Source organism: Candidatus Rokuibacteriota bacterium (assembly GCA_016209385.1).
GTDB lineage: Bacteria > Methylomirabilota > Methylomirabilia > Rokubacteriales > CSP1-6 > JACQWB01.
Genome location: JACQWB010000032.1, coordinates 1 through 22,151 on the forward strand (window position 1 = coordinate 1; position 22,151 = coordinate 22,151).

Here is a 22,151-nt window from a genome sequence, read left to right on the forward strand (position 1 = left end):
AGGCTGGCGGCGTTGAACGCGCTCCGGGGCGACGTGGAGGCGGCGGACTACGCGGTGGTGCCGCAGACGATCTTCACCACGCCCGAGGTGGGGCGTGTCGGCCTCACGCACGCCGAGGCGCGGCGGCGGGGGGTGAACTGCCACGTCGCGACCCACGACCTGCGCGGCGCCTCCAACGGGCGCGCCACGGGCGAGGACGCCGGGTACCTCAAGCTGGTCTTCGACGGGGCCACCGAGACGGTCCTCGGCGTGCAGATGGTCTCCTACGCCGCCGCCGTCTGCGTTTTCTGCCCGAAGCGTTGACAAGCGTTGACACGTTGACAAGCTAGTATTCATGCGGGCACCTCCCTGACTTCTTTGCGGATCTTCTCCAGGGCCTCAAGGAGCCGGGTGGCGGTCCCGGCCTTCTGATCGGCTTCCCGGGCTCCGGCCAGCTCACGGGCCAGGGGGAGGAGGCGAACCGTTCGGTCTCCCTCGCGCTCGGCGTGAGCGACCAGGGTGAGGGCGATGAGCGGCAGCCAGAGGTCCACGGCGCGGTCGTCAATCGCTTCCTTCTCGAGCAGCGCCGGCGCCGCGTCGTAGTCCCGTATCGGAATGCGTTATTGGTCCGTTGCCCAAACATCGGAAATACCGATTTGCCTTTTGGGAGAACCCGAATACGATGGAGCGCGTCTAAATCTGGTGGGAGGCCTCATGCTCGATCGGAGGCGCGTTCCGTGATACGAAGGCTGATTCTCGTCGTCGTGCTCCTCGTGGCTGCGCCCGGGGTCTGGGCCGGTGAGATTCCGTCGGTCCTCAGGGTCTCGGCCATTCCCGACGAGAATCCCAACGAGCTGATGCGGATCTACACGCCGTTCGCCGAGTACCTCGCGAAGGAGCTCGGCATGAAGGTCCGCTTCACCCCGGTGGGGGACTACGCGGCGACGGTGGAGGGGCTGGCCGCCAGGAAGCTCGACCTCGTCTGGTACGGCGGCTTCACGTCGGTGCAGGCGGTGCGCCGCACCGACGGCACGGCCAGGCGCCTGGTGCTGCGCCAGGAGGACGCCGAGTTCAAGTCGGTGTTCGTCGCCCGGCCCGGCTCGGGGATCAAGGGCCTTCGGGACCTCAAGGGTAAAACCTTCAGCTTCGGCTCCGTCGGCTCCACCTCGGGCCACCTGATGCCGCGCTATTTCCTGCTGCAGGCCGGGATCAACCCCGAGAAGGACCTGAAGCAGGTGGCGTACTCCGGCGCCCACGACGCGACCGCGCTGTGGGTGGAGTCGGGCAAGGTCGAGGCGGGCGCGCTGAACTTCCTGGTGTGGGACAAGCTGGTCCAGCAGAAGAAGGTCGACTTCGCCAAGGTCAACGTCTTTTACACGACGCCGCCCTACGCGGACTACGTGTGGACGGCGCGCGGCGACCTGGACGCGGGACTCCAGGAGCGCATCACCGCCGCGTTCCTCAAGCTGGACTACACCAAGCCCGAGGACCGGCGGCTGCTCGACCTGCACCGGACGAAGAAGTACATCAAGGCGAACGACGCCGAGTGGAAGGGCGTGGAGGAGGCGGCGGTCGCGGCGGGGCTGCTCAAGTAGCGATGTACGAGCTGCGCGACGTCCGCAAGATCTTCGCCGACGGCTCCGTCGCCGTCGACGGCGTGTCGCTGACCCTCGGCCCCGGCGAGCACGTGGCCTTCATCGGCCCGAGCGGCGCCGGGAAGACGACGCTCTTCCGCATCCTCAACCTCACCCTCCGCCCCAGCTCCGGGAGCGTCCGGCTGGGTGGCGTGGACGTGTCACGCCTCGGCGAGGCCGAGCTGCGCACCGCGCGCCGCCGCATCGGAACGATCTACCAGCAGGGGAACCTGGTGGGGCGCCTCCGCGTCGTCCACAACGTCCTGGCCGGCAACCTGGGCCGCTGGTCCACCCCGAAGGCCCTGGCGTCGCTGGTCCGTCCCCGGGAGGCGGGGAGCGCCGAGCGGGCCCTGGGCCAGGTCGGGATCGCTGAGAAGCTGTACGCGCGCACCGACGAGCTGTCCGGTGGCCAGCAGCAGCGGGTCGCCATCGCCCGCGTCCTCGTCCAGGACCCGGACGTCATCCTGGCCGACGAACCGGTCTCCTCCGTGGACCCGTCGCTCGCCGTCAGCATCGTCACGCTCCTCCGCGACCTCTCGGCCGAGTCGAGGAAGACCCTGCTGGTGAACCTCCACAGCGTAGAGCTCGCCCTGGCCTCGTTCCCGCGCATCGTCGGGATCCGCGATGGCCGGGTGCTCTTCGACCTGGCCCCGGACAAGGTCACGGGGGAGCTCCTCCGCACGCTCTACGCCGGCCACGATGAGCCGGAGCGCGAGGTCGAGGGGCTTCATGCGATTCTCCCGGTCAGCGGGGTTTGCCGACCGCTTACGAAGTAAGTCAGCCTTCCCGTATCTCTTCGGCCTCTGCTTCGTCGCCTCGCTCCTCTTCTCCGTGCGCCTGGCCCAGGTGGACCCGAGGCTCCTGGTCGAGGCCCAGGCCCTCGCCAACCTGGCGCGGTTCGTCGGCGGCATGTTCCCCCCCGAGCTCTCCTGGTCTTTCCTCTCGCTCCTGGGCCCGGCCGTCGTCGAGACGATCCAGATCTCGGTCATGGGAACGGCGGTCGCGTGCCTTCTGGCGGTGCCGCTGGGCCTCCTGGCGACGAGCACGCTGACCTGGCGCGGGATCCTTCACCAGCGGGTCGGACGGCTCCGTCGCGCCGTCTGGTTCGGACCCTACGCGCTCTCCCGGGCGCTCCTGTCGCTCTTCCGCTCGATCCCCGAGCTGGTGTGGGCGCTGCTCGTCGTCCGCGCGGTCGGGCTCGGGCCGTTCGCGGGGGTGCTGGCCCTCGGGATCGCCTACGGAGGCATGCTGGGCAAGGTCTATTCCGAGATTCTCGAGGGCGTGAGCCCCCAACCGCTGGAGGCACTCCACGCGGGAGGGGCGGGCAGGCTCGGGATCGTCCTCTACGGCCTCCTCCCCCAGGCGCTGCCCAACCTCCTTTCCTACACCCTCTACCGCTGGGAGTGCGCGATCCGGGCCTCGGCGATCCTGGGCTTCGTGGGGGCGGGCGGGCTCGGCCAGCAGCTCGAGCTCTCGATGCGCATGTTCCAGTTCAACGAGGTGCTGACGCTTCTCGTGACGCTCTTCCTCCTGGTGGCCGGCGTCGACCTCGTCAGCGGCCGGCTCCGCGCGGCCCTGGCACGGTAGTCATGGGCGACCCGACCGCCAGTCTCCCGGCGCTCGCGCGGCCCCGACGGTCGGCCTGGGCGTGGCTCGTCGTCGGGGCCTTTGCCGCCCTCGTCCTCTGGAGTGCCCGGGGCACCGAGGTGGACGTGGCCGGGCTCCTGGGGAGCGAGGGGCGGCACCAGATGCTGGCCTATGTGCGAAGGCTCTTCCCGCCCGACCTCTCGGCAACGATGCTCTGGGATGCCCTCGCCGGCGCTCTGGAGACCTTCGCGATCTCCTTCGTGGGAAGCCTTCTCGCCGTTCTCATCGCGTTCCCCCTCTCGGTCCTGACGACCCGCACGCTCCTCTACCGGGGGATCCTCTACGAGGGACGTCGGCTCGGGCCGTGGCAGGAAGGGCTCCGTGTCGGCCTCTACGCGCTGGCCAAGGGAACGCTCAACCTGCTCCGGACGATTCCGGAAATCGTCTGGGCGCTGATCTTCGTCTTCCTGGTGGGGTTGGGGCCGTTCCCGGGCGTGCTGGCCCTCGGCGTACACACGGCGGGCGTGCTCGGCAAGCTCTTCGGCGAGGTGCTGGAGGCCGTGGACGCTAAACCACTGGAGGCGCTCCAGGCGATGGGCGCCAGCCGCGTCCGGATCCTTCTCTACGGGATCCTCCCCCAGGCGCTCCCGCAGTGTCTCGCCTACGCGCTCTACCGCTGGGAGGTCAACATCCGCGCCGCGGCGGTGCTCGGGTTCGTGGGCGCGGGGGGCCTGGGGCAGCGGATCTACGTCGCCATCAGTCTCTTCCTGGAGAACCAGCTCCTGACCCTGATCCTCGCCGTGTACCTGATGGTGACGCTGGTCGACGCCCTCAGCGCCTTCCTGCGCCACCGGCTCGCGTGAGAGCGTTCAGGGACGGTTCTGGTTTTCCAGGAAGCTGATCAGGCGCTCGCGGAGCTCGGGAGGAATTTCGGTCTCGCTCAGTCGGCGGACGGCGCTCACGGTGCCGCGGTAGGTGTTGACGAAGGCGATGCAGGGCGAGCAGCCCGCCAGGTGCGCGTCGAGCCTCCGAGTGGTTTCGGGGGGGAGACTGCCGTCCAGGTAGTCGACAAGCAGGTCCACGATTTCCCGACACCGCATCTCTGAAGACACCTTCACCTCCGCGTCTTCGATCAAACAGGCCTGTACCACGTTACCACACCCCCTCGGGCGCGGCAACGAAAGGGGAATATTTCACTTTCCTCGAATGTTGTCATACACGGGATGGTTCTGGCGAGCCAGAACACGAGTGAGGCCGAGAGCCCGCGGCGGCGCGAACCCGATCTGACCGGGATCTCGCAAGTCGGCCAGCCCCGGGCCTTGCGCAAGGGCCAGTCCCTCTACCTCAGCGGCGACACGGCCGGCACCGTCCTCCTCGTGAAGGCCGGGCGGCTCAAGCTTTCCCGCCTCTCGGCCGACGGCAAGGAGCTGATTCTCGCGCTCCTGGAGCCCGGCGACCTCCTGGCGCTGCCGCGGGAACGGGCCTTCAGGGGCTCCGAACCGCTGGTCGAGGCCCTCGAGCCGGCCGTCCTCGTTTTTGTCCGTCAGCAGGACTTCGAGGCGTTCATCCTGGCGCGGCCGGACCTCGCGGTGGCGGTGATCGGCCAGCTCACCCGGCGGGTCCGCGAGCTGGAGCAGCGGATCGAGGAGATGGTCTTCAAGGACATCCCCGGACGGCTGGCCACGGCCCTGCTTCGGCTGGCCGCCGCCTACGGCAGCCCGGAGCCGAGCGGCGGGACAGCGGTCGGGCTACGGGTGACCCAGCAGGAGCTGGCGAACCTGATCGGGGCCAGCCGGGAGATGGTCAACCACGCGCTCTCGGCTTGGAAGCGTGAGGGCCTGATCGAGCTGCACGGGCGCTCCATCGTGATCCGACGGACCGACGCACTGGAAGCTCTGGAGTCGGCGCGATGAACCGCCGCGGGCGGGCGTCGTTCGGACGCTGGCCGGTCGTCGTATCGGCGCTGCTCGCTGTTATGGCATGGGCGGTCCCTGTCTTCGGAAACCACGTGGTGATGCACCGGGGACCGTTCGGGGGTGTCGTGGTCCATCTCCTACCCGACCCCGATGACGCGGGCACGCTCTACCTGGCCTCCTTCGGGAGCGGGGTGTACAAGAGCGTGGACGGAGGGCGCCGGTGGGTGCCGGTGTCGCATGGCCTCGAGGACGCGCTGACTGTCCTGACCCTCGCCATGGATCCGGTGGACCCGCGTGTGCTCTACGCAGGAACCGACGCCGGTCTCTTCGTCTCCCTCGACGGCGGTGGCCGGTGGGTCCGCCGCGGACCCGCTATCGCGGACCGGAACATCCGGAGCCTCGTCGTGATCCCGACGCGGCCGACGGTGCTCTTCGCCGCGACCGACCAGGGAGTCCTGTGGAGCTGGAACCAGGGAGCGACCTGGGCGCCGCGCGATGCCGGGCTCGGGTTGCGGGACATCCGTGTCCTCCGCCTGGATCCGGCGCGCCCCGGGTGGATCTTCGCTGCCGGCTTCGGCGGCGTGTTCAGGAGCGACGACGACGGGCGTCGCTGGCGGGCCGTGAACCGGGGCCTGACCGATCTCCGGGTGAGGGTGCTGGCCCTCGACCCGACCCGACCCGACGTGGTGTATGCCGGCACGGCCGGCGGCGGCGTCTTCGTCACCGGGGACGGGGGAGGCCAGTGGACTCCGCTCAACGAGGGGCTGAGGAACCTCACGGTGCTCTCGCTCCTCGTGACGCCCGGGGGAGAACGTTTTGCCGGTACCGTGGGAGGCGTCTATCGCCGGGAGGCTTCGGCTTCCGCGTGGGAACTGGTCGGAGCGGACGTCCTCACGCTGACCGTCACCTTCGTGGCTGCCAACCCCCACCGCCCGGGCACGCTGTACGCCGGGACGGGCGGGCTCGTGTTCGTGAGCGAGGATCAAGGTCGGCGCTGGCGGGAGCTGGCCGTAACGGTCGCGGGGGGCGTCGCCCCCCAACCGCTCTCCGTCGGGTTGGATCATCCCGTCGCTGGGCACTCTCACAAGGAAAGGAGGTGAGTTGTCATGAGGAAGTGGATGGCCGTAGCGCTGTCGGTGTTCGTCTTCGTTGCCGTTGTCCCTTTGCCGCTCCTCGCCCAGCAGAAGAAGGAGATCAAGCCGGGAGTCTACATGGAGACGCTGAAGCCCGGCGACAACATTGATGCCGCCATCGCGCGGGGACGGAAGCTGTTCAACGACCTGGGTTGCGCGGGCTGTCACCCGCGGGGTGGGACCATCGGGGGAACCGCCGTGGCCGTTGACGGGACCCGGATGCCCATCCCGATTCCGGACCTCCGCGGAGCGGCGCTGCACTACCCGCGGATCGCCGGTCCCGGGATCGTGGCGACGGTCGGGATCCTCAACGACATGTGAAACACGGTCTTCCTCGGCCGTGAGCCGATGGATCCGAACTCGCAGGAGTACATCGACATGCAGGCCTACGTGAGCTCGCTGACCCCACAGGTGTACAAGGCCATGAAGGAGTGGGAGCAGAAGCGCATCGAGCTGGAGAAGAAGGCTGGCATGCGCTAGGAGGAGGTGGGGTGGGGAGGTCGCTCGGGACCGCCCCACCCCGTTTGAAGTGTTGACCCCGATCGGGGCGCGGAATGAAGGGATGGGTGTGGGTGGGGCTTGCCGGAGCGGTGGGTCTCGTCCTGGTCGTCGCGACGGGCCGGGCTCAGACCACCGCGAAAGGGGATCTGGCGCTCGGCGAAAGCGTCTACAAGGAGATCTGCTTCTCCTGCCACGGGGGAAAAGGAGACGGTAAGGGCCCGTCCTGGCTGAACACCATGCCGCGGCCCCAGGTCTTCATCAATACCAACTATATGGCTCGGCTGACCGACCAGTACCTGTTCGACGTGGTCAAGTACGGCAAGCTTGCCGTAATCAAGCGAGAGCGCAAGGAGGGCGCTCCCTTTCAGGCCCTGGCCATGCCCTCCTTTGGGCATCTCTTCGACGACTCCGAAATCCGCGAGCTGATCGCGTTCGAGCGAGCATTTCGGACCGGCGCCCCGCAATCGCCGACATGGCGAGAAATCTTCGAAGATGCCTGCGCGACATGTCACGGGAAAGGGGGACGGGGCGACGGGCCGCGAGCGAGTTCTCAGCAGCCAGCCCCGGCCGGTTTCGTGAGCGAAGTCCAGCCGGCCCCGGCCGACTACCACGACTCCCGGTTCATGGACCGCTTCTCGGACGACTATCTGCTCGCGTTAATCAAGCACGGGCGCATGGGAGCCACCGAGGTAGCGGGCTTCGACACCATGCAACCCTACGGCCACGTCCTGTCCGACGACGAGATCTGGGGCGTGGTGCGCTATATCCGGGAAACCTTCGTGAACGCGAGGAAACCATGATGCGCGCGGTCGCGGCCCTGCTGGCCTTCGTCGCGATGGTGGGGCTGCCGGCCCCGGGTCGGGCAGACTCTCCGGATCCGTTCGAGGCCCTGGGCTTGGTGCGCTTTGGCAGCGGGATCAAAGCTCCGGACTTCGCCCTGAAGGCGCTCACCGGCGAGCCGGTGAGCCTCTCCTCGCCATCGGGCTCGGCGGCGCTCCTCGTCTTCTGGGCCACGTGGTGACCGCACTGCCGGAGGGAGTTTCCCTCCCTGGAGGCGCTGTGGCGGGCCAAGCGGAACGACCCATTCCGGGTGATCGGGGTCAACCTGTCCGAGCCCCCCGAGCGGGTGAAGGCCTATGCGGCCGAGATGGGGCTGACCTTCCCGATCGTGATTGACACCTCCGGCGAGGTGGCGCGTGCCTGGGGCGTGCGGTTCACGCCCACGCACTTTCTGATCGACCGGTGGGGGGTCGTCCGGGCAGGAGGCTCCGGGAGCAGAGACTGGAACGGAGCGGCTGCCCACGCGGCGGTTCGGCTCCTCATGGAGTGGGTTGCCGTTGAGCAGTCGAGCGTGCCGGCCCGCCAGGACGCGGGCCGAATGCCCTCCCAGACAGGGAGGAATGAAAGGAGGTGAGTCCGATGATTCGTCGATGTCTTGCCGTGACGTGCGTGATTGCCCTCGTGCTCCTGGTCGCTGGAGGGTGGGCTGAGGCACAGGTCAAGCCCAAGGCGGCCCAGCCGTGCGCAGCCAAACAGCCCTGTGGCGCAAAACAGCCCTGCGCGGCCAAGCAACCGTGTGCGGCGAAACAGCCGTGCGCGGCCAAGCAGCCCTGCGCCGCCAAGAACCCGTGCGCCGCGAAGAATCCGTGCGGCGGAGGTGGCGCGTGGGTGCCCGCCGTCGCCAAGATGGTGAAGGCCCAGGTGATCAGCATCCAGCCCACTTCACTCCAGGTCAGGACGGCGGCCGGCCCGTTGACGCTAAGCCTGGACCCGAGGACGCAGGTCCGGGCGGGGAGCGCTCACAAGCGCGTGGCCGACCTGAAAGCCGGAGAGGAGGTGACCGTTTCCTACGTAGAGAAGCAAGGATCACGTCGGGCTGCGTACATCTACATCGCCCAGAAGGGTGCGGCGAACCCGTGCGCGGCGAACCCGTGCGCGGCGAAAAACCCCTGTGCCGCGAAGCAACCGTGCGCGGCCAAGCAGCCCTGCGCGGCGAAGCAGCCGTGTGCGGCGAAGCAGCCCTGTGCGGCCAAGCAGCCCTGCGCGGCGAAGCAGCCGTGTGCGGCGAAGAACCCCTGTGCGGCGAAGCAGCCCTGCGCCGCGAAGAACCCGTGCGCGCCCAAGCGGTAGGACGCTGGCGGGTGACGGTAAAATAGGAGGCGATGGCTCTCACCCATCGCCTCCTATTTGTGTTCCCGGAATGGGATTGCCGGGCCTACTCGCCCGCACGGGGAGGCGACAGAGGAGAATAACCCGATGGCCCGCAGCGTAGCGGTGACCGGCGTGATCGCGCTGGCAGTGCTGCTCCTTCATGGTCCGACCCCGGCGGCGGCCAACCCGTGCGCTCAGAATCCGTGCACGGCGAAGCCCGCCCGTACGGCGAACGACAAGGGCGCCGAAGCGACCTTCAAGGCGTACCGGGGCTGGAAGAAGGTGAATGACAAGCCGGTTCTCAGCGAAACCCACGGCAACCGCTGGGTCTTCACGTATGTGAACCGGAAGGCCGAGACTGCCGGGCTGGCGGGCAAGTTCCCGTTCGCTCCGGGCGCGGTGCTGGCCAAGGAGTCCTTCGAAAACGCGGGCAGCAAGCCGAGAGCCCGAGGGCCGCTCTTCATCATGGAGAAACGCCGGAAGGGGTACGACGCGGCCAACAACGACTGGCACTACGCCCTGGTCAATCCCGACGGGGAGGTAGCCATGAGCGGGAGCGGGAAGGACGGGAGCCCGACCCAGTTCTGCGCGGCCTGCCACGAATCCGCCAAGGTGAACGACTACGTGTTCGGCAACGGTACGACGCTCAAGGTGACGCCGATCAAGCTCGAGTAGGGCGCCGCGCCCCCAGCTGTGAACAGGTCGCCGCCCTTGTCCGGCGGTGGAAAGGAGATCTCTCGTGCGTAGCCGGCTTCTGGGGCCCCTCAGCTGTGCTCTCGCGCTCATCGCCTCCCCCATGACCGTGGCCCTCGCCCAGGACGGCAAGGTCGCGCTCACCTCGAAGGCACCGTTCGCCCGGGTGGCCGAGGCGCTGGAGCGGGCCGTCGCCGACCAGCGGATGGGCCTGGTCTGTCACGCGAATGCCCAGCAGGGGGCAGCGAGCCGCGGAGTGAAGATTCCGGGGAACCAGGTCTTCCTCGTCTTCCGCAACGACTTGGCCGTCCGCCTGATCAACGCGGACCCGCGGGCTGCCTTCGAGGCGCCGATCCGGATCTATCTCTACGAGAACCGCGACGGCACCGCGACGCTCGTCTACGCCACGCCCTCGGCGCTCCTCAAACCCTATGTCCACCCGGAGGTGGCGAAACTCGCGGCTGAGCTGGATCCGATCTTCGAGAAGATCGCTGCGCAGGCCCTGGCCGCCCGGTGATTTCGGCGAGCGTCCTGACCGCATGGCTCCTCGCGGGGGCGACGTGCGCCGACGCGGAACGCATGGTCGCCGTCGCCGCCGGCCGCTCCTGGTTCGGGAGCGACCGCGCCGAGCGTCGCCTGGCCTACGCGCTGTCGAGCGCGGCCGTGCGGGAGGCCCGGTGGTTCGAGGCCGAACTGCCCCGCGGCCGCCAGGCGCTGCCGGCATTCTGCATCGACCGCTTCCTCGTGACCCAGGCCCAGTACGCGGCCTTTGTGGCTGCGACCGGGTACCGGCCTCCGGACATCCAAAGAGCTGAGTACCTGCGCCAGGGGTTCCTGGTCCACGACTACGACCGCGACTGGACACGCTACCGCTGGCGGGACCGGAAGCCGCCCGAGGGCCTGGAGGATCACCCGGTGGTGCTGGTGAGCGCTGCCGACGCGGAAGCGTACTGTCGCTGGCGGGACCGGGCGCTGCGGCTTCCCACGGAGGCCGAGTGGGAAAAGGCGGCCCGCGGGCATGAGGGGCGGATCTTCCCATGGGGCAACCGCTGGGACCCCGAACGGCTGAACAGCGCGACGCGAGGGCCCGGAGGGACCACGCCGGTGGCGCGTTATCCGGCGGGGGCGAGCCCGTATGGTCTGTTCGACGCGGTCGGAAACGTCTTCCAGTGGACGGCCTCGATCTTCGCCGACGAACGGCGCGTCGTGAAGGCCTGCGCGTGGGACGACGAGCCCGGGCTCTGCCGCCCGGCGTTCCGCCATGGGCGGCCGCCGGAGAGTCGTCACATCCTCATCGGGTTTCGATGCGCGGGGCCCGCGCCGGGCCCGTGAGCCGCGCGAAGGCCGCGGTCGACGAGCCATTGTCTTTTCCCCGCGCTTCAGAGTAGGCTGGAGCGAGCGATGCCCCTGCGAGTCGCCCTCCTCACCCCGTTCGACTCTCCCTCCGTCCGCGGCAATGCCATCACTGTCAACCGGGTTGCCCGGGGCCTCCGCGAGCGCGGGGTGGAGTTGGGAGTCTGGGACGCGTCCGTTCTCCCCGACGCCCGCGCCGAGGCCGAGGTGGAGGAGTACCGGCCGGCGCTGATCCACGCCTTCCACGCGTTCCGTGTTGGCCCGCTGGCCCTCCGGATCGCGAGGAAACTGGAGGTGCCGCTCGTCGTCACGATCACCGGCACCGACGGCAACCACGACCTCTTCGATCCCGAGCGGGCTCAGACGGTTCGGCGCGTCCTGGAAGGGGCCTCGGCCGTGACCGTCTTCCACGCGAGCATGCAACTGAAGATCGCCGACGCGCTCCCGAACCTCGCGAGCCGGACGGTGGTGGTTCCCCAGAGCGTCCACCTGGAGGACGGCCCTCCGTACCCCCTTTCTGAGCGTGTCGGATTCGCCCGAGGGTCCGTCGTGTTCCTCTTTCCCGCCGGCGTCCGGATGGTGAAGAACCCGCTCTTCCCGCTCGCGCCCCTCGATCGTCTGGTCCACCGCTTCCCTCATCTCCGCCTGGTCTACGCCGGGCCGATCCTGAACCCGGAGGAAGGCGAGCGGCTGTTGGATGCCCTTGCCGAGCGTCGCTGGGCGGCTCACCTGGGCACGGTGCCCCACAGCCAGATGCGATCGCTTCTCGAGGCATCCGACGTGGTGCTCAACTGCTCCCTCTCGGAAGGAGGCATGGCCAACTCTGTCCTCGAGGCCCTGGTGTGCGGCCGGCCGGTGCTCGCCTCCGACATCGAAGGCAACCGCTCCCTGGTTGAGGACGGCGTGACGGGATTTCTCTTCAGGGACGCCGGGGAGTTCGAGGCGAAGGCGGTCCGGCTCCTCGAAGATCCACGGCTAAGACAACGGCTCGGTCACGCGGGGCAAGCCCGGGTTCGTGCCCTTTACCCGCCCGAGCGGGAGGCGGAGGGGTACCTTGCCCAGTACCACCAGCTGGTGCCAGCAACCAGCTGGTGCCAGCAACGCTGACTGTCCGGGGGAAGCCGTAACCTCTCAGCGCAGCGCAACAAGCGGGCCGTGCGACTGGCAGGGTCCGGCTTCGAGATTGGGCGAAATGGGCGGGCGCCTCTCCGGATCTCCCTGCAATGTCCATCAGGGATTTCCCGCAATATTTTCAGGACATGACCTGATCGTCTCCCCCGTGCGACAAGGCTTACGCTTGAACTGGGTTCACTCTCGAGAAGATGCGCGCAGCCTGCGACACGGGCAGCAGCGGGGCGCGGCACGACGCGGGGGGAGCCGCGATCGAAGCCGCCCCAAAGGAGTAGGTCATGCTCTGGGTGTGGATGGCGCTGGCGTTTTACGCGGGTGGCTGCCTGGATCCCATCGAGTCGGGTCTTCGCTCCTCGGCGACGGGGGCGGAGCGGTGAGGCCGGTGCGGCCCGGCCGACCGAGGCCGTGTGCGGCCTGCGGCGGAAGTGGCGCAGTGCTGACCCCTTGGGGTTGGGTCTGCCCGTTCTGCATCCGCAAGGTGAAACCATGAGCCTGACCGGCGCGGAGTGTGGGACCAGGACTCGAGGGCGCTGAGTACCTGCCACTGCCACAAGTAGCCAGCCCGCTCTGGGCTGACGGTAGGCACGATTTTTGCTCTAACAAACCCGGGGAGCCTGTACAGTTTAGCCCACTAGACCTTGTGGACATGGGACGAAAACTACTATATCTTGAAGAGGTGGCAGGCCGGAAGTTATCATGACGCATTGACTTGATCGTGGAGCAGGCTGCAGAATGGGCACGCTTTTGTCCGGAAGCCGAATATTTTCCCAGGACGGCAAATGTTGCCGGGCTACCAGCCCACTTCGAAGGTTCGTCCAGAGGAGGGCGTGATGGGCACTGTGGAGCGAGTCCAGGAATTCCTCCAGGCGTTCGGCGCACTCAGGAGCGAGGTTCAGAAGATCATCGTCGGGCACGACGAGGTGATCACCAACGTCCTCGTCAGCCTGTTCGCCGGCGGGCACGTCCTGCTCGAAGGGGTGCCGGGGCTCGGCAAGACCCTCCTGATCAAGACCCTCGCGGAGGGGCTCGACCTCTCGTTTTCGCGGATTCAGTTCACGCCCGACCTCATGCCCGCCGATATCATCGGGACCAACATGATCGTGGAGGACACGGCCGGGCGGAAGCAGTTCCAGTTCCAGAAGGGGCCGATCTTCGCCCACATCCTCCTCGCCGACGAGGTGAACCGGGCGACGCCCAAGACCCAGTCGGCGCTCCTCGAGGGGATGCAGGAAGGCGCGGCGACGGTCTCGGGAACCGCCCACCCCATCCCGTCGCCCTTTTTCGTCCTCGCCACGCAGAATCCCATCGAGATGGAGGGGACCTATCCGCTCCCCGAGGCCCAACTCGACCGCTTCCTGTTCAAGCTCCGGGTCAAATATCCGGCGCTCGAAGAGCTCAACGAGATCATTGACCGGACCACCCAGACGCGGACCGCCCAGATCCACCGGGTTATGACCGGTCAGGCGGTGCTCGCCTATCGCGAGCTGGTCCGGGAAGTGCCGGTCGCCTCCCACGTTCGCGAGCTGGCCTCCCTGATCGTGCTGGCCACCCATCCGCAGTCGGAAGCCGCCCCGGAGGTCACGCGGCGGTTCGTCCGCTACGGCTCGAGCCCGCGCGGCGCGCAGGCGCTGATTCTCGGCGCCAAGGTGCGCGCACTCACGGAGGGAAGGTTCAACGTGGCGGTAGAAGACCTGCGCGCCATGGCCCTGGCGGCGCTCAGGCACCGCATCATCCTGAACTTCGAGGGGGAGGCTGAGGGCGTGGATGTGGACGACCTGATCGGCCAGGTCCTCCGGATCGCCGAGAGCGAGAGCCTACGCGGCAAGGAGGTCTTCCTCCGGTAACCGTCGGCGCCCCGCGCGTCGGGGGAGAGGCGAGTGATGACAGGGCCGAGCAGTCTCGAGCGTCTGGTGTGTGCCGTTTCCCAAAAGCTCCGGCGCCGCCGCGCCGAGTACTACGCGCTCCGAGGCGCCTTCTTCGGTGCCCTCGCGGCCTGTGTTCTCCTCCTCTTTAAAGAGCTTCTCGGGAACACTGCCCCGCTCCTGGCCTCTGGCCTCGTGGGTCTCGGCGCAGCTGCCGGGGCCATGGCCGGCGTCCTCCTGAAGCTGCCGGCGGTCGACGTCGCGCGCCTGATCGACCGCGCCTTCGGGCTTCAGGACCGGATCGCCACGGCCCTCGAGTGGAGCGCCAGGGCGGACCGGCCGTCGCTGGTCGACGCCCTCGTGGCTGACGCCGTCGCCCGCGTGGAGCGGCTGGAGCGTCGGGGCCTGGTGCCCCGTCGCTGGCCCCGCGAGGCTCGCCTGCTCCCGATTCCCGTGGTCGTGGCGTTGATCCTGATCGCGGCTCCGCCGCTGCCGCTTCCCAGCGGGTCGTTCCCCGACCTCTCGCGGTCCGGCGACGACACCGAGGCCGCCCCCGAGCAGGTGGGACAGCTCCTGACCAGCGAGCGTCCCAAGGCGACCAGGCGCGAGGCGCTCCAGCGGGTCGAAGTGGGGGAGCGCGATCTGGTCGTGCGCCAGGGGAGCGCGCCGCAGAATCTCGCCGGCGATCTGTCGGCCCTGTTCAAGGACACCTCCCTCGGCGGCTACCGGCCGGACTTTGCCAGCTTCCTCAAGAAGGGCGACGAGCGGATCCGGATGCTGGAGCAGGTGGACCGGCTCCCGGACCTCCAGCGCGACTTCACCCAGAACCCGTACAAGATGGTCTTCCAGAAGATGAAGTCGCTCTCGGGGGGGCTTCGCCCCGACCAGCTGTCCCCGGAGAAGCTCCGCGAGCTGCTGTCGGAGATGGAGCGGATGGGACGGAAGGGTGGGAACTGGGGGGGCGACGCCTGGGAGGGGATGGAGGCGCTCGATCAGGGGCAGACCGACCGGGCGCTGGAAGCGATGGAGCGGGCCCTCTCGAAGATGCGTTCGATGGGGGAGCGGGGCCGCGGTGGGCGCGTGCTCCGCGGAGAGCGCGACGACGAGCGCCGGGGCGCCCGCGGGCGGGAGCGGGGCGGGACCGGGGCCGGGGATTTGGACCAGGACTTCGGCGAGGGTGAGGGGTCGCTCCCGGGCAAGGGGCGGAGCGCCTCTCCCAAAGGCGACCCGAGCGAGCGCCTCAGGGCGAACCCGTACGATGTCGGAGTCGAGGGGGAGGCCCGGTCCGGGCGCAAGGAGGGCTTCGATACCAACCTGCTGGGCCGCGGCGCCAATGTTCCGTCGCGGCTCCAGTACCTCGGGGTGTTCTCCCAGTACCGGAAGATGATGGAGGAGGCGCTGGCTCGCGAGCAGGTCCCGCGGGACTATCAGGCGCAGGTCAAAGAGTACTTCCAGGCGCTCGAGGAACGATAGGCCGTGGGTTCCGCGACTCGGATCCTCTTCTCGAGCGAGTTTCTCGCCCAGCTCGAACGTCTCACGCTGGCCTCCAAGCGGACCTTCAGGGGCCGGGTCAAAGGAGACCGGAAGAGCCCCCGCAAGGGGATCAGCGTCGAGTTCTGCGACTACCGTCCATACGGCGTGGGGGACGACCTCCGCTACGTCGACTGGAACATCTACGGCCGCCTCGACCGCCTCTACCTCAAGCTCTTCGTGGACGAGGAGGATCTGTGCCTGCACCTGCTCCTCGACGCCTCGGCCTCGATGGACTACGGGGAGCCCTCGAAGTTCGATTACGGCACCCGGGTTGCGGCGGGGCTCGGGTTCGTTGGCCTCGTGAACCTGGAACGGGTCGGCGCGGGGATCGTGAGGGACCGAATCGCGCAGGGCTGGTCCCCGACCCGCGGCCGAAACCAGTTCCTCCCGCTCGCCGAGTTTCTGACGGGGCTTCGTCCCGGCGGGATCACCGGGCTCAACGACGGGCTGGTGAGCTACGCCCTGCGAGCCCGGGACCCGGGATTGGTCATCGTGATCTCTGACCTCATGGATCCCGCGGGCTACGAGGGGGGGATCCGGGCGCTGCTCGAGCGCCGCTTCGACGTCCACGTGATCCACGTCCTGGCCCCCGTTGAGGTGGACCCGACGTTCGGCGGCGACCTGCGCCTGGTGGATGCCGAGACCGGGGAGTTTCGCGAGCTGACCCTCGACGGTGAGGCCCTTCGACAGTACCGCAGGCGGCTCCGGCAGTTCCTGGACCAGGCCGAGGCCTTCTGCCTCGGCAACGAGGTCAGCTACCACCGGGTGACCACCGACGTGCCCGTGGAGGAGTTCCTGCTGAAGCAGCTCAAGGGAGTTCTGCTCGCGTGAGCTTCCTCACGCCGCTGGCCTTCCTGCTCTTCTCGCTCTCGGTCCCGCTCGTCCTCCTCTACTTCCTGAAAGTGCGGCGGCGGGAGCTCAGGGTCTCGAGCCTGCTCCTCTGGGAGGTCGTGCTCCGGGACCGGGAGGCCTCCGCCTTCTTCCAGCGCCTCCAGCGCGACCCGCTCCTCATCCTCCAGCTCCTCGCGCTGGCGGCCCTGACGGTCGCGCTGGCCCGCCCCGCCGTCACCGTCCTGGGGTCCGGCGAGCAGCGGGTGGTCGTGGTGCTCGACACCTCGGCCTCCATGCAGGCGACCGACGTCCAGCCGTCGCGCTTCGCCGCCGCCCAGCGGGAGGCCCTGGCGATGGTGGGGCGGCTCGGCCAGGCCGCCGAGGTCATGGTCCTGGAGGCCGGCATCCAGCCGCGGGTCGTCGTCCCCTTCACGCGGGAGCGTGACCGGGTCAGGGCGGCGATCACAGGGCTCTCACCCCGTGATCTCCCAAACCGTCTGGGCGAGGCCATCCGGACCGCGCGGGCGCTGACGGCGCAGGACCCCCGCTCGGAGATCCACGTGTTCACCGACGGAGCTTTCCCGGCGTCACTCCTGGCCAAGGAAGTGGATGACCCGCGGGTGCACTGGGTGGGCGTCGGCCGGCGCGGGCGCAACGTCGGGGTCACGAGCTTTGCCGTGCGGAAGACGTATTACGGGGCCTTCGACTATCAGGCCTTCCTGTCGGTTGTGAACTCCTCCTCGGAGCCGTTGACCTTCAGCTTCTCGCTGACCCTGGACGACCAGCCGGTCGCAGAGAAGGCGCTGACACTCGATCCCAACGTCCGCCGGTCGGTCGTTGTCCCGTTCAGCCATCAGGGTGGCGGTGTGGTGCGGGTCCGCCTGGACGTCACCGACGACCTCGCCACAGACAACGTCGCCTACGCGGTGATCCCGGCGCCGAGTCAGATCCGCGTGCTGTACGTGAGCCCGGGCAACCTCTTCCTGGAAAAGGCGCTCAGGGTCGATCCCCAGGTGGCGCTCGAGGTGCGGACTCCGGATGTGTACGCGGGTGGGATGGAGGGGTTCGACGTTGTGGTGCTGGACACCGTCAGCCCGGTCAAGCTGGGCCCGGGTCGGTACGTGCTTGTGAATACTGCCCCCCCCGACGTGCCGCTGGAGGTGCTGGGGCGCATCGAGCAGCCGGTCATCATGGACTGGAACCGGTCGCACCCGATCATGCGTCACGTGGACTTCTCGAAGGTCGCGATCGAGGAGGCGCTCCGGGTGCGTCCCTTGACGGCCGGCAAGCCGTTGGTGGAGGCGGTCGGCGGGCCGCTGCTCTACGTGCTCGAGGAGCCGCAGCGCAAGGCGGTCTTCGTCGGCTTCGACCTGTTCCGGACCGACTTCCCCCTCCGCGTGGCGTTCCCGCTCATCCTGTCGAACAGCCTCCGCTGGCTCCACCCGGCGGGCCTCGACCAATCGAGCCTCCAGATCGCGGCAGGGCAGCCGATCCTGCTCCCCGTCGAGCACGGGGTGACCACCGCCGTGGTCAAGACGCCGTCGGGGCGGAGGGTGGACGCCGAGGTGACGCGGGGGCTGGTGAGCTTCTCTGAAACCGATCGGGCAGGGGTCTACTCGGTGGCGACGCCGAAGGGCGAGACCCGCGTGGCGGTCAACCTGATGAGCGCGGAGGAGTCTGACCTCGCGCCGCGGCCGCTTCCGGCGCCGCGAACATCGGGGGAGACCCCGACACGCCTCGTGCCGGTCCAGCAGGAGCTCTGGCCGATCTTCGTCCTGCTCGCGGTGGCGCTCCTCGCCGCCGAGGCGGCGCTCTACTGGCGTCGGCAGTCGGGCGGGCGCGTCCGGGCCTCCGTCGGGGTCGGCGACCGCTGGGCTTTCGGGCTGCGCGGCGTGCTCCTCGCGCTGCTCCTGCTCTCGCTCCTTCGTCCGGTCCTCCCGCGCTGGGTGGACCGCCTCAACGTGGTCTTCCTGCTCGACGTCTCCGACAGCGTGAGCCTCGCGGCCCGGGAGACCGCGTACCGCTTCGTGTCCCGGGCTCTCTCAACCATGCACGACAAAGACCAGGCGGGTCTCATCGTCTTCGGCCAGGAGGCGGTGGTGGACCAGCCGCTCAGGCTCAAGCCGAGGCTCGAGCGGCCGGCGTCGCAGGTTCTGGGCCGCAGCACCGACATCGCCCAGGCGATCCAGCTCGCGCTCTCTACCGTTCCCGCCGGCCAGGCGAACCGGCTGGTCCTCCTGACCGATGGCCGCCAGAACTTCGGCGACGCCTTGGCTGCGGCACAGACCGCGAAGGGGATGGGCGCGGACATCTACTATGTCCCGCTCCCGCTGACCTTCCCGCAGGAGGTCGTGGTCGAATCCATGCTCCTGCCGCAGGAGGTGAAGTACGGTGAGCCGTTGTACGCGAAGGTGGTGGCCTGGAGCCAGCGCGACACGCAGGGACGCCTTTCCCTCTTCCGCAACGGCGAGTTCCTGGGATCCCAGGTGGTCCGGCTGAACGCCGGGAAGAACGTCTTCAGTTACCGCCAGACGCTCGAGCGGAGCGGCATCCACGTCTACCAGGCGGCCATCGAGGTCGAGGGCGACACCATCGAGGAGAACAACCGGGCCGTCGGGACCGTGGTCGTCCGGGGCCGGCCCAAGGTGCTCCTCGCCGAGCGCGACGTCAGCCACGCGCAGTCCCTCGCCGCGGCCCTGCGCTCGCAGCACATCGACGTGGTGGTTGTCGACGCGGAAAAGATTCCGAAGGACGTGCCGGACTTGCAGAGGTACGATGGGGTCATTCTCTCGAACGTCTCCTCGCTGAAGCTCGCCAGGCGGCAGATGGAGTCGATCCGCGAGTACGTGCGGGACTACGGGGGCGGCCTCATCATGGTGGGGGGCGAGGAGAGCTTCGGCCTCGGCGGCTACTACCGGACGCCGATCGAAGAGGCCCTTCCGGTCACGATGGAGGTCAAGCAGAAGATCGAGATCCCGAGCCTCGCCGTGGTCCTCTCCATCGACCGGTCGGGCTCGATGGCCATGTCGACGGAGGACAAGGTCACGAAGCTGGACGTCGCCAAAGAGGCGGCCCACCTGGTGGTGGACCTCCTGGACGAGCGGAACGAAGTCGGGGTGATGAGCTGGGACACCGAGTTCCTCTGGGACGCGCCCATACAGTCGGCGCGGAACAGGGCGGGCATCCACCACGCGATCGCCACGATCAAGGCGGGCGGTGGGACCGACGGCTACCCCGCGCTGAAGGAGAGCTCCCGCGTCCTCGTCGAGCGCGACGGGCTCCTCAAGCACGTGATCTTCCTCTCGGATGGCCAGATGACCCGCGGGGACTTCGCGGGGCTCATCCGCCGAATGGCCAAAGACAAGATCACGGTCTCCACGGTCGCGATCGGCAAGGATGCGGACGTTCAGCTGATGTTCGACATCGCGAAGTGGGGCCGCGGCCGCTTCTACTACACCGAGGATACCCACACCATCCCGCGGATCTTCACGCTGGAGACGCAGCTGGTGTCGAAGGCCTCGCTCATCGAGCAACCGTTCCGCCCCGCGGTCGCCGGCAGCTCCCACGAGGCCATCCAGGAGGTCAACTGGCGCAGCGTGCCGCCGCTGGGGGGCTACGTGGCGACCACGCTCAAGGGTACCGCGGAGTTGCTCCTCATGACCCCCCAGGAGGACCCGCTCCTGGCGGTGTGGCGGTACGGGCTGGGTCGCACGGCCGCCTTCACGTCGGACGCGAAGTCCAAGTGGGCCGTGCTCTGGCTCCGATGGCAGGAGTTCAACAAGTTCTGGGCCCAGCTGACCCGCTGGACGCTCCGCACCGCGAGCCGGAGCGACACCATCGCCACGGTGGAGCGCCGCCACGGGATGGGCGAGGTGAGCGTGGAGGCGATCGACGCCCGGGGCGACTTCATCAACTTCCTCGACTCCCAGGTGGGCGTCGTCACCCCCGACAAGCAGCAGGCCGTCGTCGAGCTCGAGCAGGTGGCGCCGGGGCGGTACCGCGGGCGCTTCGCGGCCCCCCATGAAGGGGTCTACCTCGTCGGGATGGTCCAGCGCCGCGACGAGCAGGTGGTCGGCTCCCAGCTCGCGGGCCTCGTGGTACCCTATGCACAGGAGTTCAGGGACCTCGGGGTGGACGAGAGCATGCTCCGCGAGCTGAGCGAGATCACGGGAGGTGGCGCCCTGAGCGAGCCCAAAGACGTCTTCCTCCAGGCGCGCCGGCACTCCCGGCTCACGCTGGAGCTCTGGCCGTGGTTGGTGGGGGCGGTGGCCGTAATGCTCCTCCCGGAGATCGCGCTGAGACGACTGGGTCCCGGCCGCCTGGGTGTGCTCGTGAACCGCCTGCTCGGCCGGCGGGCCAAGGGAGGGACTCGGAGTGCGGCGTGAGGGTCGCAGTTCCGTAGTCCGCGCGTGGACGGGCACCCTCGCCCTGATCGTCTGCGCCCTGTCCGTTCAGGCGGCCGCCGCGGTGAAGCCGCGCACCGTCCTGATCCTTCCCTACCAGGCCCAGCTTTCCGGCGACGAGGAATGGCTCGGAGAAGGTGTGACCTATGTGCTCTCCCAGGCCCTGGCCCAGCATCCCGCCTTCATCCAGGTGGATCGGAGCCGGCTCGCCCGGCTCGGCGCCCCCCACATCTGGGGTGAAGCGGCGATCCTCAACGCGACCCGAAGCCTGAAAGCCGACCTCGCGTTCTTCGGGGACATCCAGCGGGCGTCCGGGGAGATCGTGTTCCGGCCCCGCTACCTGGAGCCGCGGGTGAGCCCGGAGGCGCGGACCCTCGAGCCCCTCAGCGTCCCGGCGGACAAGCTGCTCGATCAGCTCGCCGGCATTCCGCTCGCCTATTTCCGGGTCCTTCGCGTTCAGCTGACCGACGCGGAAATTTCCCGGATCGAGAAGGTCTCGCGTCCGACGGCCTCGCTCCGCGCCTTCGAGACGTTTGTCCGCGGCCGGATCGCCTCCATGCGAGGCACCCAGCAGGGGCATGAGACTGCGGCCGACCTCTTCTCGAAGGCGGTGGAGCTGGATCCGAGCTTCGTCGTCGCCCAGTACTCGCTCGGCGTCGTCCACCAGGCCCTCGGGAACCGCTGGAAGGCTGCGGCCCAGTTCCGCGCATCGACGCAGCTCGATCCGACCTATCCGGAACCCTTCAAGGCGCTCGGCGATCTCTTCCTCTCGGCGCCGCGGCGGCTCTTCGATCAGGCGGTGGAGGCCTACCAGAAGGCGCTCGAGCTCCGGCCGTTCTACGCCGACGCCCACGTGGGGCTGGGGGATGCGAAGGCCGCGAAGGGGGACGTGGACGCGGCGGTCGCCGCCTACCAGCGCGCGCTCGTCTACAACCCCGTCAACCCGCGGGTCCACCTGAGCCTCGGCAAGATCTACTACAACGAGAAGGGGCTCTACTACGAGGCGGTCGCCGCGTTCAAGAAGGCGATCGAGCTGGACCCGGAGTTTCTAGAGGCGCGCATGGGCCTCGGGGAGGTGTACGAGGACAAGGGGCTCTACCAGGACGCGATCGCCGAGTACCGGAAGGTGGTGGAGACGGAGGCCAGGCACACGGGCGCCCTCTACAACCTCGCCCTGGTCTACGAGAAGGTGGACGCCCGCGAGGCGATCGCTCACTGGGAGCGCTACATTGCGGTGGCGTCCCAGATCCCGTCGGAGAAAGACTGGGTGGACGTGGCGCGGCAGCACTTGAAGAAGCTGAAGAGCCGGCTGGACAACCCCTAGAGATCCTCGGAGGGGGGCTCCACCCCCCTTCCCAACCTCCCCCCAGGGGTTGCGCGGGCCAAGCCCGCGCTCGCAGCGCTTCGGCCGTGTGCGGGTGGACGCTTGGAGGATTCGAGTGGA

Annotated in this window: 22 protein-coding genes and 1 pseudogene; 21 read left to right on the plus strand and 2 right to left on the minus strand. The window is 68.6% G+C overall.

Annotated elements, in window-relative coordinates; translation table 11 throughout:
• On the plus strand, window positions 1-303 hold a 303-nt coding region (locus tag HY726_02055), incomplete at its 5' end, for an NAD(P)/FAD-dependent oxidoreductase (GenBank protein MBI4607776.1).
• 29 nt (window positions 304-332) lie between these two features.
• Here the strand turns inward: HY726_02055 and HY726_02060 are convergent.
• A complete protein-coding gene (locus HY726_02060; GenBank protein ID MBI4607777.1) occupies window positions 333-530 on the minus strand; it encodes a hypothetical protein in 198 nt (65 codons plus the stop codon).
• 198 nt (window positions 531-728) lie between these two features.
• Here HY726_02060 and HY726_02065 point away from each other — a divergent pair, with 198 nt between their 5' ends.
• Genes HY726_02065 through phnE (HY726_02080) form a run of 4 tightly spaced genes read left to right on the plus strand, consistent with a single transcriptional unit; the run spans window position 729 to window position 4,063 of the window.
• The gene (locus HY726_02065; protein MBI4607778.1) at window positions 729-1,574 is read left to right on the plus strand and encodes a putative selenate ABC transporter substrate-binding protein; all 846 of its coding nucleotides are present in this window, start codon (window positions 729-731) and stop codon (window positions 1,572-1,574) included.
• Between the two features lie 2 nt (window positions 1,575-1,576).
• A complete protein-coding gene (locus HY726_02070) occupies window positions 1,577-2,389 on the plus strand; it encodes a phosphonate ABC transporter ATP-binding protein (GenBank protein ID MBI4607779.1) in 813 nt (270 codons plus the stop codon).
• Window positions 2,343-3,200, plus strand: a complete 858-nt coding sequence (gene phnE / locus HY726_02075; GenBank protein MBI4607780.1) for a phosphonate ABC transporter, permease protein PhnE — start codon at window positions 2,343-2,345, stop codon at window positions 3,198-3,200. Before HY726_02070 ends, phnE (HY726_02075) begins: the two co-directional genes overlap by 47 nt.
• 2 nt (window positions 3,201-3,202) lie before the next feature.
• Window positions 3,203-4,063, plus strand: coding sequence for a phosphonate ABC transporter, permease protein PhnE (gene phnE / locus HY726_02080; GenBank protein MBI4607781.1), 861 nt, complete (start codon window positions 3,203-3,205; stop codon window positions 4,061-4,063).
• 6 nt (window positions 4,064-4,069) lie between these two features.
• Here the strand turns inward: phnE (HY726_02080) and HY726_02085 are convergent, their stop codons facing one another.
• Window positions 4,070-4,300 (minus strand): zf-HC2 domain-containing protein, encoded by a 231-nt coding sequence (locus tag HY726_02085; GenBank protein MBI4607782.1) that lies wholly within the window; start codon window positions 4,298-4,300, stop codon window positions 4,070-4,072.
• A 123-nt stretch (window positions 4,301-4,423) separates the two neighbouring features.
• Here HY726_02085 and HY726_02090 point away from each other — a divergent pair, with 123 nt between their 5' ends.
• From HY726_02090 to HY726_02165, 16 genes and pseudogenes are all read left to right on the plus strand, one after another.
• On the plus strand, window positions 4,424-5,113 hold the full coding sequence (locus HY726_02090; GenBank protein MBI4607783.1) for a Crp/Fnr family transcriptional regulator: 690 nt from the start codon (window positions 4,424-4,426) through the stop codon (window positions 5,111-5,113).
• On the plus strand, window positions 5,110-6,216 hold the full coding sequence (locus tag HY726_02095) for a hypothetical protein (protein MBI4607784.1): 1,107 nt from the start codon (window positions 5,110-5,112) through the stop codon (window positions 6,214-6,216). The genes HY726_02090 and HY726_02095 overlap by 4 nt, the downstream gene beginning before the upstream one ends.
• Before the next feature lie 6 nt (window positions 6,217-6,222).
• Window positions 6,223-6,570: a c-type cytochrome gene (locus tag HY726_02100; protein MBI4607785.1), complete on the plus strand. Its 348-nt coding sequence runs from the start codon at window positions 6,223-6,225 to the stop codon at window positions 6,568-6,570.
• A 233-nt stretch (window positions 6,571-6,803) separates the two neighbouring features.
• Window positions 6,804-7,550 carry a cytochrome c gene (locus HY726_02105; protein ID MBI4607786.1) on the plus strand — a complete coding sequence of 249 codons (747 nt, stop codon included), beginning with the start codon at window positions 6,804-6,806 and terminating at the stop codon, window positions 7,548-7,550.
• A complete protein-coding gene (locus HY726_02110; protein MBI4607787.1) occupies window positions 7,547-7,771 on the plus strand; it encodes a redoxin domain-containing protein in 225 nt (74 codons plus the stop codon). The genes HY726_02105 and HY726_02110 overlap by 4 nt, the downstream gene beginning before the upstream one ends.
• A 27-nt stretch (window positions 7,772-7,798) precedes the next feature.
• The gene (locus tag HY726_02115) at window positions 7,799-8,164 is read left to right on the plus strand and encodes a TlpA family protein disulfide reductase (GenBank protein MBI4607788.1); all 366 of its coding nucleotides are present in this window, start codon (window positions 7,799-7,801) and stop codon (window positions 8,162-8,164) included.
• A 509-nt stretch (window positions 8,165-8,673) separates the two neighbouring features.
• Window positions 8,674-8,880, plus strand: a pseudogene (locus HY726_02120) (hypothetical protein).
• A 126-nt stretch (window positions 8,881-9,006) separates the two neighbouring features.
• On the plus strand, window positions 9,007-9,576 hold the full coding sequence (locus HY726_02125; GenBank protein ID MBI4607789.1) for a cytochrome P460 family protein: 570 nt from the start codon (window positions 9,007-9,009) through the stop codon (window positions 9,574-9,576).
• A 64-nt stretch (window positions 9,577-9,640) separates the two neighbouring features.
• Window positions 9,641-10,111 (plus strand): DUF302 domain-containing protein, encoded by a 471-nt coding sequence (locus HY726_02130; protein MBI4607790.1) that lies wholly within the window; start codon window positions 9,641-9,643, stop codon window positions 10,109-10,111.
• Window positions 10,108-10,926, plus strand: coding sequence for an SUMF1/EgtB/PvdO family nonheme iron enzyme (locus HY726_02135; GenBank protein ID MBI4607791.1), 819 nt, complete (start codon window positions 10,108-10,110; stop codon window positions 10,924-10,926). The genes HY726_02130 and HY726_02135 overlap by 4 nt, the downstream gene beginning before the upstream one ends.
• A 69-nt stretch (window positions 10,927-10,995) precedes the next feature.
• Window positions 10,996-12,054, plus strand: a complete 1,059-nt coding sequence (locus tag HY726_02140) for a glycosyltransferase family 4 protein (protein ID MBI4607792.1) — start codon at window positions 10,996-10,998, stop codon at window positions 12,052-12,054.
• Between the two features lie 854 nt (window positions 12,055-12,908).
• Window positions 12,909-13,922, plus strand: a complete 1,014-nt coding sequence (locus HY726_02145) for a MoxR family ATPase (GenBank protein MBI4607793.1) — start codon at window positions 12,909-12,911, stop codon at window positions 13,920-13,922.
• Between the two features lie 36 nt (window positions 13,923-13,958).
• Window positions 13,959-15,413, plus strand: a complete 1,455-nt coding sequence (locus HY726_02150; GenBank protein MBI4607794.1) for a hypothetical protein — start codon at window positions 13,959-13,961, stop codon at window positions 15,411-15,413.
• 3 nt (window positions 15,414-15,416) lie between these two features.
• Window positions 15,417-16,304 carry a DUF58 domain-containing protein gene (locus HY726_02155; GenBank protein ID MBI4607795.1) on the plus strand — a complete coding sequence of 296 codons (888 nt, stop codon included), beginning with the start codon at window positions 15,417-15,419 and terminating at the stop codon, window positions 16,302-16,304.
• Complete coding sequence (locus HY726_02160) at window positions 16,301-20,689, plus strand: VWA domain-containing protein (GenBank protein MBI4607796.1); 4,389 nt, start codon at window positions 16,301-16,303, stop codon at window positions 20,687-20,689. The genes HY726_02155 and HY726_02160 overlap by 4 nt, the downstream gene beginning before the upstream one ends.
• The gene (locus tag HY726_02165; GenBank protein ID MBI4607797.1) at window positions 20,679-22,031 is read left to right on the plus strand and encodes a tetratricopeptide repeat protein; all 1,353 of its coding nucleotides are present in this window, start codon (window positions 20,679-20,681) and stop codon (window positions 22,029-22,031) included. The genes HY726_02160 and HY726_02165 overlap by 11 nt, the downstream gene beginning before the upstream one ends.
• Window positions 22,032-22,151: the final 120 nt, after the last annotated feature.

Bases quoted from the DNA above. Each gene is read 5' to 3' on its own strand.
- HY726_02070 (MBI4607779.1), top strand. From the start codon at position 1,577: ATGTACGAGCTGCGCGACGTCCGCAAGATCTTCGCCGACGGCTCCGTC.
- phnE (MBI4607780.1), top strand. From the start codon at position 2,343: ATGCGATTCTCCCGGTCAGCGGGGTTTGCCGACCGCTTACGAAGTAAG.
- phnE (MBI4607781.1), top strand. From the start codon at position 3,203: ATGGGCGACCCGACCGCCAGTCTCCCGGCGCTCGCGCGGCCCCGACGG.
- HY726_02085 (MBI4607782.1), bottom strand. From the start codon at position 4,300: ATGCGGTGTCGGGAAATCGTGGACCTGCTTGTCGACTACCTGGACGGC.
- HY726_02090 (MBI4607783.1), top strand. From the start codon at position 4,424: ATGGTTCTGGCGAGCCAGAACACGAGTGAGGCCGAGAGCCCGCGGCGG.
- HY726_02095 (MBI4607784.1), top strand. From the start codon at position 5,110: ATGAACCGCCGCGGGCGGGCGTCGTTCGGACGCTGGCCGGTCGTCGTA.
- HY726_02100 (MBI4607785.1), top strand. From the start codon at position 6,223: ATGAGGAAGTGGATGGCCGTAGCGCTGTCGGTGTTCGTCTTCGTTGCC.
- HY726_02105 (MBI4607786.1), top strand. From the start codon at position 6,804: ATGAAGGGATGGGTGTGGGTGGGGCTTGCCGGAGCGGTGGGTCTCGTC.
- HY726_02110 (MBI4607787.1), top strand. From the start codon at position 7,547: ATGATGCGCGCGGTCGCGGCCCTGCTGGCCTTCGTCGCGATGGTGGGG.
- HY726_02125 (MBI4607789.1), top strand. From the start codon at position 9,007: ATGGCCCGCAGCGTAGCGGTGACCGGCGTGATCGCGCTGGCAGTGCTG.
- HY726_02140 (MBI4607792.1), top strand. From the start codon at position 10,996: ATGCCCCTGCGAGTCGCCCTCCTCACCCCGTTCGACTCTCCCTCCGTC.
- HY726_02145 (MBI4607793.1), top strand. From the start codon at position 12,909: ATGGGCACTGTGGAGCGAGTCCAGGAATTCCTCCAGGCGTTCGGCGCA.
- HY726_02150 (MBI4607794.1), top strand. From the start codon at position 13,959: ATGACAGGGCCGAGCAGTCTCGAGCGTCTGGTGTGTGCCGTTTCCCAA.